14 protein-coding genes are annotated in these 15,525 nt (G+C 75.3%); 4 read left to right on the top strand and 10 right to left on the bottom strand.

Going from position 1 to position 15,525, the window contains the following annotated elements; translation table 11 throughout:
* Positions 1-167 precede the first annotated feature (167 nt).
* A complete protein-coding gene (locus DCW30_RS10070; RefSeq protein WP_076689048.1) occupies positions 168-1,430 on the bottom strand; it encodes an NAD(P)-binding domain-containing protein in 1,263 nt (420 codons plus the stop codon).
* A 1-nt stretch (position 1,431) separates the two neighbouring features.
* Positions 1,432-2,742, bottom strand: coding sequence for a carboxylate--amine ligase (locus DCW30_RS10065; protein WP_076685213.1), 1,311 nt, complete (start codon positions 2,740-2,742; stop codon positions 1,432-1,434).
* Positions 2,743-2,872: 130 nt separating this feature from the next.
* On the opposite strand from DCW30_RS10065, the gene DCW30_RS10060 reads away from it, so the two are divergent.
* Complete coding sequence (locus tag DCW30_RS10060) at positions 2,873-4,186, top strand: glycoside hydrolase family 26 protein (RefSeq protein WP_076685212.1); 1,314 nt, start codon at positions 2,873-2,875, stop codon at positions 4,184-4,186.
* Here DCW30_RS10060 and DCW30_RS10055 read toward each other — a convergent pair.
* From DCW30_RS10055 to DCW30_RS10020, 8 genes are read right to left on the bottom strand one after another with little or no spacing between them, the layout of a single operon-like run.
* A complete protein-coding gene (locus tag DCW30_RS10055; protein ID WP_076685211.1) occupies positions 4,180-5,283 on the bottom strand; it encodes a GNAT family N-acetyltransferase in 1,104 nt (367 codons plus the stop codon). The two genes, DCW30_RS10060 and DCW30_RS10055, sit on opposite strands and share 7 nt — an antisense overlap.
* The gene (locus DCW30_RS10050; RefSeq protein WP_076685210.1) at positions 5,280-5,951 is read right to left on the bottom strand and encodes a YveK family protein; all 672 of its coding nucleotides are present in this window, start codon (positions 5,949-5,951) and stop codon (positions 5,280-5,282) included. The genes DCW30_RS10055 and DCW30_RS10050 overlap by 4 nt, the downstream gene beginning before the upstream one ends.
* Entirely contained in the window at positions 5,948-7,099 is a 1,152-nt protein-coding gene (locus DCW30_RS10045; RefSeq protein ID WP_103557447.1) for a glycosyltransferase, read from the bottom strand. The genes DCW30_RS10050 and DCW30_RS10045 overlap by 4 nt, the downstream gene beginning before the upstream one ends.
* Entirely contained in the window at positions 7,096-7,884 is a 789-nt protein-coding gene (locus DCW30_RS10040) for a polysaccharide deacetylase family protein (RefSeq protein ID WP_079250048.1), read from the bottom strand. The genes DCW30_RS10045 and DCW30_RS10040 overlap by 4 nt, the downstream gene beginning before the upstream one ends.
* Positions 7,874-9,538 (bottom strand): murein biosynthesis integral membrane protein MurJ, encoded by a 1,665-nt coding sequence (gene murJ, locus DCW30_RS10035; protein ID WP_076685209.1) that lies wholly within the window; start codon positions 9,536-9,538, stop codon positions 7,874-7,876. Before murJ ends, DCW30_RS10040 begins: the two co-directional genes overlap by 11 nt.
* Complete coding sequence (locus DCW30_RS10030; RefSeq protein ID WP_076685208.1) at positions 9,535-10,893, bottom strand: O-antigen ligase family protein; 1,359 nt, start codon at positions 10,891-10,893, stop codon at positions 9,535-9,537. Before DCW30_RS10030 ends, murJ begins: the two co-directional genes overlap by 4 nt.
* A 5-nt stretch (positions 10,894-10,898) precedes the next feature.
* On the bottom strand, positions 10,899-12,392 hold the full coding sequence (locus DCW30_RS10025; protein ID WP_076685207.1) for an exopolysaccharide biosynthesis polyprenyl glycosylphosphotransferase: 1,494 nt from the start codon (positions 12,390-12,392) through the stop codon (positions 10,899-10,901).
* Positions 12,389-13,564: a glycosyltransferase gene (locus DCW30_RS10020; RefSeq protein ID WP_076685206.1), complete on the bottom strand. Its 1,176-nt coding sequence runs from the start codon at positions 13,562-13,564 to the stop codon at positions 12,389-12,391. The genes DCW30_RS10025 and DCW30_RS10020 overlap by 4 nt, the downstream gene beginning before the upstream one ends.
* A 386-nt stretch (positions 13,565-13,950) precedes the next feature.
* Between DCW30_RS10020 and DCW30_RS10015 the strand changes: the two genes are divergently transcribed.
* From DCW30_RS10015 to DCW30_RS10005, 3 genes are all read left to right on the top strand, one after another.
* Positions 13,951-14,190 (top strand): chaplin, encoded by a 240-nt coding sequence (locus tag DCW30_RS10015; protein WP_062774708.1) that lies wholly within the window; start codon positions 13,951-13,953, stop codon positions 14,188-14,190.
* Between the two features lie 260 nt (positions 14,191-14,450).
* Positions 14,451-15,029 (top strand): hypothetical protein, encoded by a 579-nt coding sequence (locus DCW30_RS10010; protein ID WP_062774710.1) that lies wholly within the window; start codon positions 14,451-14,453, stop codon positions 15,027-15,029.
* 188 nt (positions 15,030-15,217) lie between these two features.
* On the top strand, positions 15,218-15,496 hold the full coding sequence (locus tag DCW30_RS10005; RefSeq protein ID WP_062774713.1) for a hypothetical protein: 279 nt from the start codon (positions 15,218-15,220) through the stop codon (positions 15,494-15,496).
* Positions 15,497-15,525: the final 29 nt, after the last annotated feature.

Genomic DNA, 15,525 nt, shown 5'->3' with positions numbered 1-15,525 from the left:
CCGGGCAGCGGGGCTCCGTCACGTTGGAGGCCCGGCCCCCGCGGACCATCGCGAACACGGGAGCCGGGCCGGGTGCCGTCTCCGCGTCACCTGACCAGAGACTAGGGGTGGGGCGTGGCACGCGCGCGTGGCTCGCCCGGCCGCGCCCGGCGAGCCACCCGATCCGATCAGCGCGCGGACACCTCGGCCCGGTACGGGGCCGTCTCACGGCTCTGCGCGGGCAGCAGGGCGAGCGGCCTGCGCCGTACGTGGCGCCGGACGCCCCGCACCAGGGTTGCCGCGGTGAACGAGGCCCCGTACACGAACCGCATGGCGGGGCCGAAGCTCGACGCGGTGGTCAGGCCCGCCGTGAAGAGGCCGGGGGAGGACGTCTCGAAGCGGTCGCCGACGTACGGCGAGCCGTCCCCGAGGCGGAGCAGGCGTGCGCGCAGGCCCGGGGCGAGGACGTCGAGCCTGTCCGCCGTCGCCCGGAAGCCGGTGGCCGCGATGACGTGGTCCGTCACGACGAGACCCGCGGCGCCCTCGCCGTTGCGGGTCCGCAGCCGCACCCGGCGGCCCACGCGCCCCGCGGCCTCCACGCGGACCCCCGCCCGCAGCCGGACGCCGGCCGCGACACGCTCCCTGACCCACCAGGCGCCGGCCGGGCCGAGGGCGGTGGCGGCGGTCCGCGTGCGGGTCTCCTCCGGCAGGCGGTGGAACAGGCCAGGGGCGCGCGCGTAGAAGACGTTGCGCCACCCGCAGCCGAGGCCGGTGTGCGGCGCGCGCAGCGACTCCCACCAGGGCCGCTGCCGGGGCGGTGGCGGCGCGTTCCAGGCCACGCGCGGCGCACGGGCCAGGACCCGTACCCGGGCGCCCTGTTCGGCGAGGAGCGCCGCGGTCTCCAGGGCCGCCTGGCCCGCGCCGAGCACGGTCACGTCTTTGCCGCGGAAGCGCCCGAGGTCGGCGTGGTCGCTGCTGTGCGAGGCGTGCTCGGGGCCCAGGCCCCGCAGGACGTCGGGGATCTCGGCGAAGGGCAGCACGCCGACCGCGAGGGCCACGGCCCTGGCGTGCAGGAGTTCGCCGTCCTCGGTGCGGACCGCGTAGCCGTGGGCGGTGGTGTCGACGGAGGTGACGAGGCGTTCGTCGACGGGCGGCGCCGCGCGTTCGGCGAACCACAGGCCGTAGGAGGCGAACTGCTCGACGGGCAGGGGGCGGCCGTGCTCGGCGGGCAGGCCGTGCCGGGCGCAGTACGTCTCCAGGCCGTACCGCCCCGCCGGGTCGGAGAGGTCGCAGGCCCAGGGCTCGGACTTGAGGAACATGCCGCGCGGCATGTGCTCCCGCCACGAGGCCATGGTCCTGCCGAAGATCCGTACGTCGAGGCCGGCTTCGGCCGCGTGCGCGGCGATCGAGAGGCCGTAGGGGCCCGCTCCGACAATCAGCAGGTCATGCACGTCATGCATCGGTGACAGCTCGCTCTCTGTTCGTCGTGCCGGACAGGTCCGTGGGGTCGGCGGGGGCGGCCGGGCCGGGAAGCGCCGCGGGGAGGGGCGGGGCCGCGCGGCGCGGTCCCGGGACGAGGCGCCGCAGCACGTGGCGGCACCACATCCGGCGCATGGCCGCCCCCGGGGCGGGGTCGTCGCCGCAGTGCCAGGCCAGTTCGCGCGGCGGCGAAGGGGCGCGCCGGCCCGGGAGGGGGAGGGCGCGCAGGGCGCTGAGCGGCGCGTAGTTCTCCACCAGGAAGGTGCGGCCGACGAGGGGCCGCGGGGCGGGCGCCGGCCGGTGGGTGAGATCCAGGTGCAGGGCGCGCACCACGTCCGTCCCGGCGCCGTCGGCGAAGAGGCGGAACTGGGCCCCGGGGCGCGGGTTGAAGTCGATGAGGTGGAAGTCGCCGGTACGGGCGTCCCTGCGGAAGTCCAGGTCGAAGATCCCCCGGTAGCCGAGGGCCGCGACCAGCCGGGCGGCTGCGGACCACAGTTCGGGGTTCGCGGTCCACTCGCCGTTGACCGTGAGCCCCGCCGAGCGCGGCCAGGAGCGGTGCTTGCGGCCCGTGCCGCCGCCGCGTACGACGCCATCGCTCCCGGCGCAGCCCTGGACGAACCAGTCAACGCCTCCGGCGTCTCCGGCTCCCGGCACGAACGCCTGGAGCAGCAGGGGGCTGCCGGCCTCGTCGCGGCGTTCGAACAGGGCCGCGGCCTCCCGCGGGGAGCCGATCACGGTGGTGCTGCGCAGGCCCGCCCCCTGGGGGAGAAGCCAGGGGCGGCTCCACTTGGCCACGGCGGGCAGCCCGAGGCGGCGTACGGCGCGGGCGGCCTCGGCGGCCGACTCCGGGGCGAGGGTGAGCGGGTGCGCCACACCGGCCTGTTCGCACACCTGGGCGAGGGTGGCCTTGTCCGCGACGCGCTCGGCCGTGTTCCCCGCCGGGCGCGGCAGCAGATAGACGTCGCACAGCTCCGCGTGCAGCGCGCTGACCGCGAGGGCGCCCGCGTCGTCCATGGGGATCAGCACGGCGGGCCCGGAGAGGTCCGGCGCGACCCGCCGCAGGGCGCGCGCCACCTCGGCGGGCGGCGCCCCGGGCGGGGGCGGCGGGTGCATCCGGTGCAGATGCCGCGAGTGCCGTACGGGACTTTCGTGGTCGTCGGCCACCAGATGGACCTCCACTCCCGCGCGTCCCAGGGAACGTACGGCGCCCAACGTCCCGTGGTGGAAAGGATTGCGGTCGATCCGCAGCAGGACCGCGGGGGTCCTCGTGTCCAGGGACGGCAAATTCGCCCTCCTTGCTCGGTCGCCCTTGTGGGCGAGGTGGCGTAACCCAGGATTAGAAGCTCGATTGGCGCAAAAGAAATACATATGACGGAACGTCAGTACGTGAGCGCGAAAAGATTAAGGAGCGGTCATGGCCCCACGGCGCACGCGACGCGGAGAACGGTTTTCCTCCCTTGCCGGAGGAATTGCCGTGTCGATGGTCATCGCCGCCGCGCCGGCCTGCGCGGCGGGCGTCCCGCGGGACGGCGGACCGCCGCCCGGCCCCTCGGCCTCGCCGGGCGCGGCCTCGGCGTCACCCTCGCCCGCACCCGTGCCCGCGCTCCCGCTGTCGCCGGGGGACGCCTCGGCGGCGCCCTCGGCCCCCGACCCCGCCCCGCCGTTCCTCCCCGAACCGCCGAAGGAGGCCCCCGAGCCCCCGAAGGAGGCCCCCGGGCCGGTCAAGGCGCCCGCCTTCGGCGCCTATCTCGACTACGGGACGGCCGGGGTCGCGCGCATGGACGAACTGAGCGAGTGGCTCGGCGGCATGGAGCTGCGGGTCGGGCACACGTATCTGCCCGGCGACCGCTGGAGCAACATCGCGGGCGCGCCGAAGTTCCTCGAAGGATGGGCCGACTGGCGCAAGAAGCAGGACGACCGGCTCTTCGTGCTCAACGTGCCCATGCTGGAGCGGAACGAGGAGGGCGTCGAGGACGCCGAGGTCGCGGCGCTGCTGCGCAGGGGCGCCGCCGGCCACTTCGACGAGCACTTCCGGGTGCTCGCCCAGCGCCTGGTCGACCTGGGCGTGCCCGAGACGGTGATCGTGCTCGGCTGGGAGATGAACGGCACGACCTACACGCATCGGTGCGGCCCGGACCCGGAGTCCTGGAAGAGGTACTGGAACAGGATCGTCACCACAATGCGGTCGGTGCATGGACAGAAGTTTCAGTTCGACTTCACGCCCAACAGGGGGCGTGACGCCATTCCGTGGACGCAGTGCTATCCCGGCGACGAGGTTGTCGACATCATCGGCATGGATTCGTACGACCAGCCGCGCGGAATGCCGTTCGACGAGCAGGTCAAGGAACCCTATGGGCTCCAGGACCACGTCGACTTCGCGGCGGCCCACAACAAGCCCATCTCGTATCCCGAATGGGGTCTTTTCCGCAACGGTGACAACGAAGAATACATGCGCGGCATGCTGGAATGGATGAAGGAAAAGAAGCCGTTGTACAACACCCTCACCGACTACTGCCCCCACGGCGTATGGCAGTGCACCACCAATCCCAGTGCCTCGGCGGTGTACCGGGACCTGCTGTCCGCGGGGATCGGGGGCGCCGCCGAGCCGGCCGGAGCGGCGAAGCCGCCCGCGTGTTCCCCGACCCGCGCCGGCCAGTGGGCCGGACGCTGGCTCGGCGGCAGGTTCTGCGTCCGGTTCGACACGGGGAACGGGGCGGGCCGCTACTGACCGCGCCGCTCCCGCAGCTCCCGCAGCTTCGGCTTCGCCCACTCGCGGGCCGCCGTGTACCCGGCCGCGGCGGCCAGCAGCGGGGCCGTCCGGTGGCGGGCGAGCAGGAAGCGCTGGTTGGTGACCGGGTCGGGGCGCCAGTGGTGCTTGTACGGCTCGTTGCCGCGCAGCAGGCTCAGCGCGCGGCGCTGCTCGCCGCCGGTATGCCGGGTGGCCGCGTCCAGGAGCATCGTGGCCACGTCGACCTTGCGCTCCCTGAGCCTGGGGTGGGCGCCGTAGAGGTAGCCGCCGGCCAGCGTGCCGGAGAGCAGGGTCAGATCGGCGGCGAGGACCTCGCCGTCCAGGCGGAACTCGGTCACCACCGCCTCGCCGGCCGCGACCATCGGCCGCATCGAGCGCAGCAGGTGCTCGCGGAAGCGCGGCTGGAGGTGCTCGGAGGTCACCTTCCTGCCCTCCCACTGGAGTCTGTGCAGGTGCAGCAGGGTGTGCAGGGAGGTCTCGACCTCGTCGGCGGGCACGACGCGGCTCTCCACGCCGAGCGCGGACAGCTTGCGGATCTTGGCCCGGGTGCGCTGTGCGCGCGGCGTCGGCAGACGCGTGAGCAGCTCGTCCATGGGCAGCGGGGGCAGTTCGAGGCAGGGCGAGTCGGCGAGCGCCCGCTTCGGTCCCTCCCAGAGCCCGTAGACGCTCTCCAGGCAGGCGCCGGGCCGCACTTCGCCGAAGTCGATCAGCGCGGTCCCGGCGAGCCGGCGCAGCCCCGCCACCAGCGCCCGCGCCCCCTCCTCGCGCTCGGCGTCGTCGATGAGCACGTCCGTGAAGTCGGAGATCGCACCGCCGAGCGGTCTCAGGACCGGGCCGCGCGTCCGCGTCAGCGGGGCCGCGGCGATCAGCCGGTCACCGTCGCCGACCAGCACCACCCGCAGCCGCCCCGGCCGCCCGTAGGACCGCCACCAGGAGGAGAGCCAGGCGTGGCTCTGGAACGGGGTGGCCGCCGCACAGGACAGGTACAGCCGCCGCCAGGCCCCCGCGAGCGCCTCGAACTCCGCCTCGTCCACGCACACCCGGACCGCCGGGGCGCGGTGCCGCGCGGCCGTCACGGGGCGCTCCTCGCCAGGACGGACGCGGGGCCTGGCACGGAGGCGCCGGGAGCCGGTTCCGTGCGGGCGCGCGGGCGTACGAGGAGGGCGAGGCCGCCGAGCAGGCCGCCCGCGCAGCCGCCGACCAGGGCGGTCACCCCGGGGGAGAGCGAGGAGGGCTCGGCCGGGTCGAGGGCGCGGGAGAACGGCAGCAGCTTGACCTGGGTGCTGTCCTTGGAGTGGTTGGCGCCCGTGGACAGGGCGCGGGCCACCGCGTTGGCCGTGATCGCGGCGGTCGACGGCCTGGCCGCCGACGCGGAGATCGCGATCATCGGCGCGTCGGGCGAGGTGGCCACCTGGATGCTGTCCCGCAGCCCCGTCGGCGACATGCCCGCCGCCACCTGGGCGTCACCGATCACGGCGAGCTGCTTCGCCACCCGGCCGTACGCCTGGGCGTAGCCCAGCGCCGTGGCCGGGTCGGACTTGCCCTGCGGCACGGCGAGCACGTAACTCGTGGCCGTGTACCGCGGTGTCTTCAGCACGCCGTACCCGGTGCCCGCGAGGAGGCCGACGAGGGCGCAGGCCGGCAGGGCGGTCCAGCGGGGCAGCCGGGCGGCGCGGGCGCGCAGGGGGTCGAGGCGGGCGCGCAGGGCGTCGAGCCGCGGGCGCTTGGTCACGGGGTCGCTCATCGAGGGGTCACCTCCAGGGTCGGGCCGGAGACGACCGACGTGTAGACACGCATCAGTTGTCCGGCGCTGCGGGTGATGCTGTAGTGCTCCGCCGCGGCCGGCGCCCGGCGGCGCGCGGGGACGCGGACGCCGCCGCGCAGGCCGTGCAGGGCCCCGGCGTAGGCGTCCGGATCGCTCGGGCAGCGGGTGGCGTCGGCCGTGACGCCCTCGGGGAGGCCGTCGACGGCGGGGCACGACGAGTACAGGACGGGCAGACCGCTGGCCAGGCCCTCCACGAGCGCGAGTCCGAAGGCCTCCTCGGGGGACGGCGAGGCCAGCGCGTCCATGGCGGCGAGCAGCGAGGGCAGGTCGGGCACGCCGTCGGCGGCGGTGCCCTCCTCGTGGCCCGCCTCACCGGCGAACCGCACCCGGTCGGTGAGGCCGAGCCGCTGGGCGAGGCGCCGCAGCTCCGGCTCCTCGGGCCCGCTGCCCACCAGCAGGACGGCCACGTCGGGCGGCAGTTGGGCCACCGCGCGCAGCAGCACGTCGAACCGCTTGCCGGGGGAGAGCCGGCCCACGCCCCCGACGACGAACGCCGACTCGGGGAGGCCGAAGCGCTTGCGGACCAGGACGCGGGCGGCCGGGTCGAAGCGGAAGCGCTCCACGTCGATGCCGTTCGGCACCACCTGGATGCGCTGGCGCGGCACCCCCCAGCTGCTGAGGCGCTGCCCGACGGCGGGGGAGACCGCCACGGTCATCCGCCCGAGCCGTTCCCCCGCGAGGTACAGCGCGCGGACCCCTCGGGTCAGCGGCCTGCCCTCCATCTGCGAGTCGCCCAGGGAGTGTTCCGTGGCGACCACCGCGCGCACCCCGGCCAGGCGGGCGGCGACGCGTCCGTAGAGGCAGGCGCGGTAGAGGTGGGTGTGGACGACGTCGTAGCCGCCCGCCTTGATGAGGCCGCTGAGCCGGGGCAGCACCGTGACGTCGCGGTTGCCCGCCATGCCGAGGTCGGTGACGCGGGCGCCGTCGGCCACGATGCCGCGCGCGACGGCGCCCGCGTTGGTCAGCGTGACGACGTCGCACTCCGTCGGCAGATGGCGCAGCAGCAGCCGCAGTTGCTGTTCCGCGCCGCCCACCCCGAGCCCGGTGATGATGTGCAGGGCCTTCACGCCGTCACCGCCGATCCGGCGAGCGCACGGTGCCTGAGCCGGTTCGTGCGCAGCTTCAGGCGCAGCCGCCAGGCGGTGTCGCCCTGGCCGATGTGCACGCGGGGCAGCGCGAGGGGCCCGGCGAGCGGCCCGGGGGCGATGGCGCAGGCGTAGCGGTAGCCGGCGTCGCGCACGGCCAGGAGCACCCGCTCGTCCACGTGCCCGTACGGGTAGCAGAACCCGGCGGGTTCCTCCCCCGTCACGTCGGCGAGCGCCACCCGGCTCCCGGCGACCTCGCGGCGCAGCGTCGCGTCGTCGGCGGCGGTCAGGTCGGTGTGGGTCAGGCCGTGCGAGGCGACCTCCATGCCCTCGGCGGCGGCGTGCCGGATGCCGTCGGCGTCCAGGAGCGGCTTGCGGGGGCCGAGCGGGTCCCAGGCGTTCTCCCCGGCGATGCGGCCGGGCAGCGCGAACACGGTGGCCGTGCACGCGTGGCGGCGCAGCAGCGGCAGCGCGTGGTCGACGAAGTCGCGGTAGCCGTCGTCGAAGGTGAGGCCGACGAGGTTGTGCTGCCGCCCCCGGGCGCACGCCTCCGTGAGCTGCCGCATCGAGACGCCGCGCAGGCCCTGGCGCCGCATCCAGCGCAGCTGGGCGTCGAGGCGGTCGGGAGAGACGGTGATCTCGTACGGGTCGTCGGTGGGGTCGGCCACGGAGTGGTACATCGCCACCCATGCCGGGGTGCGGGGGGTCCGCAGCCGCAGGAAGGGTTCCGTGTCCGACGGGGTGGGCGGGGTGAGGTCAACGGACATGACGCGGCTCTCCTGTCACTGAGCGGGTCACTGAACGGGTCACTGAGTGGAGTGCGGACGGCCAGGGCTGTGCCTTGAGCAGCAGGCCGAGGAGGGCGAAGGAGACGGTGACCACCACGCCGCTCGCCAGGACGGCGAGGGCGGGCCGCCCGACGGCCCCCTCGGTGAGGGCGCCGAGCACCGTCGCGCCGGCGGCGGCCGCGGTGAGCCGGGCGAGGCGCGCGAGCACCGCCTTCGTCCTGACGGGCACGGTGTGCGGGCCGAGGCCGCGGAACAGGAGCAGGGCGGTGACGCAGATCCCGGCGGCGTTGGCCGCGGCGATGGCGTGGACGCCCCAGGCGCCGACGGTCAGGAAGCCGAGGCCCGCGGTGGTGACCAGGCCGACGAACATCGCGTAGAGCGGGACCCAGGTCTTCCTCGCGGCGGAGAAGTGGGCCCTGGCGAGCGCGCCGACCATGGTGTGGCCGAGGAGGCCGAGGGCGTAGACGCGCATCACGGAGGCCGTGATCCCGGTGTCCCGCGCGGTGAAGTGGCCGCGGTGGAAGAGCAGGTCGATGAGGGCGGGTGCACTCGCGATGACCGCCGCCGCGCCCAGGAGCACCATGCAGCCCGCGAGGACGAGGTCGCGCTCCACGCGGTCCCTGGCCCGCTCGGTCTCCCCGGCCGCGAGCGCGCGGGCGACGACGGGGAAGGTGACGGTGCAGAGCATGAGGGACAGCGCCATCGGCATCTGCGCGACCTTCTGCGCGTAGTTCAGGTGCGAGATGGCGCCCGCGGGCAGCGACGAGGCGAGGAACCGCTCGACGAGGACCTGCGACTGACGGCACAGCGCGAAGAAGAGGACGCTCCAGATGAGCGCGGTCTGGAGCGTCGTCTCCGCGGCCTGCGCCGGGCCCTTCGCCGGGTCCGCGGGCCGCCGCAGCTGCCGCCAGAGCGAGGGCGCCTGGACGAGCACCATGAGCGCGCCGCCCACCGCGACCCCGGTCGCCGCCGCCCGTACGCCGAAGGGGGCGGCCAGCAGGAACAGGGCGGCGATGATGGCGGTGTTGTAGGCGACGTACACCGTCGCCGGGGCCACGAACCGCTGGTGCGCGCGCAGGGCGGCGCTGCAGTAGCCGGTGAGCCCGAAGGTGAAGGCGCAGGTGGCGGTGAGCCGTGTGCAGTCCACGGCGAGCCCGGGATCGGGCAGCCCCGGCGCGAGCAGCTCCACCACGACGGGCGCCGCCGCGACGAGCAGCAGCGCGGCGCCGGCGAACCACAGGGACATCCGCGGCAGCGACGCCCGCACGAGATCGCGTACGGGGTCGGCGTCCGGTTCCGCCGCGCGGCGGGCCAGCGCGAGGCTGAACGCCGGCACGAGGAAGAAGGCGAGCCCGTCCTCGATGAGCAGCGTCGCGGCCAGCTCGGGCAGGGTCCACGCCACGAGGAAGGCGTCGGTGTCCGTACCCGCGCCGAAGAAGTGCGCGAGCGCCTGGTCCCGCACGAGCCCGAGCAGCGAACCGGCCACGGACAGCGCGGCGGTCACCAGCGCGGCTCTGGCGAGGAAGGAGCCGCCGGTCCTCGGGGAGCGGCCGTCGGGCGGGGCCGTCACCGGTCCGGCCGGGCGCGCCGCGTCGTCCGCCGGCTCCGCCGCCACCCGCGGGGCGGTCGTCATCCCCTGGCCGCCTCTTCGCGCGGGCCCACCGACCACCACGCCACCATCCCGAGCATGACCGCCGTGAGGACGGTGGAGGGGCCGCCGATGTCCGCGTAGACGAAGTCGACGAGCTGCCAGACCAGCAGGCCGCAGGCGAGCAGCGCGCAGTCCGGGCGGGAGCCGCCGCGTCCGGCGCGCTCGCCGTGCCACGCGCGCAGGCCGAGGACCAGGAGCGCGGCCCAGCCCCCGGCGAGCGCGGCCAGGCCGAGCAGGCCCTGTTCGGCGAGGACGAGCAGGTACATGTTGTGCGGGGAGAGCAGCGGCTGGCGGACGAAGCCGCTGCCCGCGCCCGCGGTGTCGCTCGCGGAGGACAGGGCCAGCGAGGCGTGGCCGTCACGGTGGTCGGGGAAGCCCTTGAGCCCCACGCCGGTCACCGGGTGCTCGCGCCACATGTCGGCCGACGCCGCCCACATCGTGTACCGGTCGACGACCGACTGGTCGGGCGCGCCGGTGACCTGGGTGATGCTGCCGAGCCGCTCCTGGAGCAGCGCCGAGCCGACGCCGAGCCCGGCCACCAGGACCACGGCCGCCGCGCCCCCGGCGAGCAGGACGCGGCCCGCGCGGCGCGCCCCGGCGAGGAACAGCACCGCGGTGCAGGCCGCCGCCGTGGCGATCCACGCGCCGCGGCTGAACGACAGGGCGAGCGGCACGGTCAGCAGGACGGCGCAGGTCACGGCCGCCGACCGCTGGCGCGGCGCGTGCGGGCGGAAGGCGAGCGCGAGGGCGCAGACGAGCCCGTAGGAGACGACCGTGGCCATCCCCATGACGTCCGTGGAGCCGAAGGTCCCGACGGCACGGATGTCCTCGCCCGCGTACGAGGCGCCGGTGCCCGTGAGGTTCTGGCGCACGCCGATCGCGCCCTGCCAGAGGGCGAGCGCCACCAGCGCCCAGGCGACGATCCGGAACTGACGGGCGTCACGGACCAGCATGAGCACGGCCGCGGGTACGAGGACGAAGATCTGGAGGTAGCGCGCGGCGCCCGCGACGCCGGTCGCGGCCGAGGAGGCGCCGAAGGCGGCGACGGTGACACCGATGACCGGCAGCCCGAGGAGCACCGCGGCGGTCCTGGTCAGCGGGCGCCTGCCGGTGCGGGCGAGGTGGACGGCGCAGCCGCCGACCACCAGGGCGGAGACGGCGTCGGCGAGGGTGCCCGTGCCGCCGCCCCCGGCAGGCTCGCCGCCGGCGGGGGCCGGCAGCGCGAGCAGCGCGACGAGCAGCACCACCGGCAGGACCGGGGCGTCGCGCCGCAGCGCGCGCAGGGCGGCGTCGGCCGGCCGGGCGCGGGCGAGGGCGGGGGAGGGGGCGTGCGTCACGGGCCTCAGCTCCCCGTACGGCGCACGAGGCAGCCGAGGGTGCGCAGCAGGATGCAGAGGTCCTGCCAGAAGGACCAGCTGTCGATGTAGGCGTTGTCGAAGCGGCAGCGGTCCTCGATGGAGGTGTCCCCGCGCAGACCGTGGATCTGGGCGAGCCCGGTGATGCCGGTCGGCATCCGGTGGCGCTGCGCGTAGTGCGGGTAGGACTGGCTGAACTGCGCCACGAAAAAGGGCCGTTCGGGGCGCGGCCCGACCAGGCTCATGTCGCCGCGCAGCACGTTCCACAGCTGCGGCAGCTCGTCGAGGGAGCTGCTGCGCAGGAAGCGGCAGAACGCGCTCATCCGGCGCTCGTCCGCGACGCTCCACCGCGTGGCCGCCTCCTGCGGGTCGGCGGGCCGGTGGGTGCGGAACTTCAGCAGGGTGAAGAGGCGTCCGTCCTTGCCGACGCGTTCCTGCCGGAAGATGACGCCGGGCCCCTCCGTGGTCCGCAGGATCAGCGCGCAGGCGAGCAGCGCGGGCGCGGCGAGGAGCAGCAGGACGCCGGAGACCGCGAAGTCGAGGAGCCGCTTGCCGAGGCCGGTCCCCCGGCCCCCGGCGGGCAGCAGCGGCCGGCAGCGGAACCCCGCCACGTAGGCGCGGGCGCTCTCCCCGGGCGAGGCGAGGCCGGGGCCGCGCGGGTCGATCTCCCAGAGGTCGCAGCCGAGGCCGCGCAGGGCGGACAGCCGGTCGGCGGGTCCGCCGTGGCCCGCGAGCAGCAGGACGGCGCGCACGTCGTTCTGGATGACGGCCCGGTGCAGTTCGTCCTCCGTGCGCAGCACCGGCAGTCCGGGCGCGGCGGACGGCTCGGCGCCGTCCTCGTCGGCGGGCCGCTGCTCCGCCGCCTCGTCCACGACGCCGACGGGGCGCAGCCCGCAGCGGGGCCGCCGCAGCAGGGCCGCGGCCACGGCCTGGGCCTGCCCGCCGGAGCCGAGCACCAGGACCGGCCGTGGTCTTCGCAGGGCGCGGGCCCGCAGCCACCGGTGGACCAGGGCGCGTCCGCAGACGCCGATCAGGCACTGCGTGGCGGCCATCATGAGCAGCGTGCGTGGGGCGAGCTGCGGCATGTGCGCGGGCAGGGCGGGCGCGAGCGCCGCGACGAGGGCCCAGCCGAGCGCGACCCGGCCGCAGAGCGAGGGCACCTCGTCCAGCGTGGCGGGCACGGCGGTGTACGCGTACAGGCGGCCCCGGGCGTTCAGGGCGAGGACGCCGACGACGAGCAGGGGGGCGAGCACGGCGATGCGGCGGGGATCGGCCAGCAGGAACATGCCGAGCAGCGCGGCGGCGGCGTCCACGGTGACCAGGGCGGCGGCCGTGCGCCGCCCCCGCGCGGGCCCCCTCGCCGGGGCGCCGGCGCGCGGGCAGAGGGCGCCGCGGGGCGCCACGACGAGGGGTCCGGCCGGGGGGTACGTGTCCTGCCGCGGCTGTCCCGCGGAGGAGGCGACGGTTCGTTCGGCACTCACGTGGTCGTGCACTCCCTGTACTTGGCGGTCGCCGGGTACGTGGTGGGCGCCGGGCCCAGCAGCTCCCGGTACACCGCGTCGATCGCCGACGCGGTCCGCCGGGCGTCGTGGTGATCGAGGACATGGCGGCGGCCCCGCCGCCCGAGTTCGGCCCGCAGCGGGCCGTCCCGCAGCAGGGCGAGCAGCGCCCGTGCCAGCGTCGCCGGGTCGCTGGGCGGTACGAGGGCGTGCGCGCGGTCGGCCGGGGGAAGGCTCTCCCTGGCTCCGTCCACGTCGGTGACCACCACGGGACGGCCGCAGGCCATGGCCTCCAGCGGGGCCAGGGCCATGCCCTCCCAGCGGGAGGGCAGGACGACCACGTCGGCCGCCCGGTACCAGCAGGCGGTGTCGTCCGTCGCCCCCGCGAACGTCACGGTCGTGTCCGCCAGGTCCCGCAGCCCGGCGGCGTCGGGGCCGTCGCCGACGAGGACGAGCCGGGCCCCGGGCAGCGCTTCGGCGACGGCGGCCCAGGCGCGGAGCAGGACGTCCTGCCCCTTCTGCCGGCACAGCCGGCCCACGCACACCACGAGGGGGGCCCGCGCGAAGGAGTCGGGCAGCAGCCGGCGACGGGCCTCGGACCGGCGGCCGGGGGCGAAGCGGGCGACATCGACGCCGTTGGGGATCACCGTGTACGCACCCGTGACGCCCGCCCTGCGGCCGGTGATCCACTCGGCCTCGCTGACGCAGACGATGCGGTCCGTCCAGCGGGCGGCGCGCCGCTCCCAGCAGCGGGTCAGGGGCGCGGTGACGCCGCCGACCGCCTCGAAGGACCAGGCGTGCGGCTGGAAGACGGTCGGGACGCGCCCGCGCAGGGCGAGGCGCGCGGCGAGGCCCGCCTTGGCGCTGTGGGCGTGCACGAGCGCCGGCCGCACGCGGGCGATGACGCGGGCCAGGTCCCGTACCTCTGCGGCGAGTTGTGGGCCGGGGGAGCGCGACGCCGTCCACGGATGGCCGCGTACGCCGCCGTCGGCGGTGTCCCAGACCCGGGGCAGCATGCCCTCGTCGGGGCAGGCCACGTGGACGTCGGCGCCCGTCGCGGCCTGGGCGCGGGCCAGGTCGGTGACCACCTGGGCCACACCGCCCTCGACGGGCCGGCTGACGTGCAGGATCCGCGGGCCCGGGGAGTGACGCATGACGGCGTTGGCCTTCCGACGTGAAGAGCTCTGAACCACAGCGGAGATAAGGCATCTGCAAGGAATGCCGGGATCTTACGTATATGACTGAAATATCCCAATGCGATGCGCAACTGTAGCTCGGTGGAGGAGTAGCTCCGCCGATCCCGGCGCGTGTGTCGGATCGGTGAAATGCGTGGTGGGGCGGGGTCGATGGGAACGGCACACGTATCCGGTGCGCCCAGCGGGCCGCCGGTCGCGGCGTCGGCCGGTGCCCTCGCCGTCAGCGGGGCGCACGGCACACATCACTCTTCTGGGTGCACAACTCGGCGTCCGGATCGGCAGTTGATTTCCCGTACACGGGCATTCCGCCCGTGCGTCACACCTTTGCCAAGGAGCAGCACCCCATGTCCCGTACCACCAAGGTCCTCGCCTTCTCCGCCGTCGCCGCCGCCGCTGTGGCCGGATCGGCGGGTGCCGCCTCCGCGGACGCCGACGCGAAGGGCACCGCCTCCAACTCACCCGGCGTGGTCTCCGGCAACGTCGTACAGGTGCCGGTCAACGTCCCCGTGAACGTCTGCGGCAACACCGTGAACATCGTCGGCCTGCTGAACCCCGCGTTCGGCAACAAGTGCGTCAACCACTGACACACCGCCCGGAGAACGGCCGTCCCCGCGGAGGCGGGGGCGGCCGTTCCCGCGTTCGGAGCAGTCGCCGGGGGCCCGTGCCCCGAATGGAGTGGCGTCAGGAAATTATCCGACCGTCCGTCAAATCTCGTCCCCACCTGCGCTGATGCTCCCGGACGCCCGGTGGAGCGCCGGGCCGGGTGGACCGCTCGGTTGCGGTGGGCCCGCACCGCTCGCACGGTGATCGCAAGATCCGACGTATCACCGAAAGGCTGTGACCTATGCGCGCTCTGCCCGTACGGCGTATCGCGACCACCACCCTGTGCGCGACGCTGCTCCTCGGCACGGCCGGCCCCGCGCTCGCCTCCGCGGACTCCGCTTCCCGCGAGGAGACCAGGACCGCGCCCCGCGCACCCGTCATGACGCCGAAGGCCATGCTGGCCGAGGCGAAGCGGCTGCAGGACGCCGGCGGTGTCATCACCCCGGCCGCCGACCTGCTGGTGGCGGTGCTGGAGGCCGAGGGGTACAGGCTCTCCGCCGCGGAGGCCGCGAAGCACGCCCAGGCCGTACGGACGGAGGCCCGGAAGGTGTCCGCCAGGCAGCCCGCCGCTCCGGCCGCCGCCCCGGCCGCCAGGGCCCCCGAGCCCCCGGCGGGCAGCCTCCCCGCCCTGCAGAAGACGGTCGACAACATGCTCAAGGCCACCACGACCGGTGACGCCACCGGCGTCGTCAGGGAGGGGCGCTCGCTCGTCACGGGGCTGCTCCAGGGCGTGCTCGGCGGCCTCGGCGGCGCGGCCCAGCCGGCCCCGGCGCCCGCTGCGGCCCCGGCCGCCGGACCGCAGCAGACGCCCGCGACCTGAGCGGCGGACGGCGGGCGGCCTTCATGCGCGCGGGTCCGCGGGAAGTTCCCGGTCCAGGGGTTTCCGTACCGGCCCGTGCTCGTTGGTTCCTTACGAAGTGACACGACAGGTGAAGTGACACGTCCGGGCGATCGACGCCAGGGCGGCACGTCCACCGGGCGACACGCGTTGCCAGAGAAAGGAACAAGATGAAGGCCATGAAGGCTGCCGCCGTCCTTGCCGGTTCCCTCGCCATCGCGGGTTCCGCCGCCGTGCCCGCGTTCGCCGGCGCCCAGGCGCCCTCCGGCCCGAACGGCGGCCTCGACGACCTCGCGAGCAAGGGCCTGGAGGCCGCCACCCCGGTGGGCACGAACATGCTCAACCCCAAGAACAGCGACTCCGTGGCCAACACGGTCAAGGGCGTCGTCAGGGGCCTGAGCTCCGAAGGCCCCGGCAAGCTCATCGGCGGCCTCCCCGCCGGCAAGTAGCCGCGCCTCGCGCAGCCCCCCCGGGAACA

The sequence above is a fragment of the Streptomyces alfalfae genome, from assembly GCF_004127445.1.
GTDB classification, from domain to species: Bacteria; Actinomycetota; Actinomycetes; order Streptomycetales; family Streptomycetaceae; genus Streptomyces; species Streptomyces alfalfae.
The sequence above is the reverse complement of the archived record's forward strand: the minus strand, read 5'-3'. Positions and strand labels throughout refer to the sequence as shown.

Excerpts from the sequence above, each read along its gene's own strand:
- DCW30_RS10060 (WP_076685212.1), top strand. The coding sequence starts at position 2,873 with ATGGCCCCACGGCGCACGCGACGCGGAGAACGGTTTTCCTCCCTTGCC.
- DCW30_RS10050 (WP_076685210.1), bottom strand. The coding sequence starts at position 5,951 with ATGAGCGACCCCGTGACCAAGCGCCCGCGGCTCGACGCCCTGCGCGCC.
- DCW30_RS10040 (WP_079250048.1), bottom strand. The coding sequence starts at position 7,884 with ATGTCCGTTGACCTCACCCCGCCCACCCCGTCGGACACGGAACCCTTC.
- murJ (WP_076685209.1), bottom strand. The coding sequence starts at position 9,538 with ATGACGACCGCCCCGCGGGTGGCGGCGGAGCCGGCGGACGACGCGGCG.
- DCW30_RS10020 (WP_076685206.1), bottom strand. The coding sequence starts at position 13,564 with ATGCGTCACTCCCCGGGCCCGCGGATCCTGCACGTCAGCCGGCCCGTC.
- DCW30_RS10015 (WP_062774708.1), top strand. The coding sequence starts at position 13,951 with ATGTCCCGTACCACCAAGGTCCTCGCCTTCTCCGCCGTCGCCGCCGCC.
- DCW30_RS10010 (WP_062774710.1), top strand. The coding sequence starts at position 14,451 with ATGCGCGCTCTGCCCGTACGGCGTATCGCGACCACCACCCTGTGCGCG.
- DCW30_RS10005 (WP_062774713.1), top strand. The coding sequence starts at position 15,218 with ATGAAGGCCATGAAGGCTGCCGCCGTCCTTGCCGGTTCCCTCGCCATC.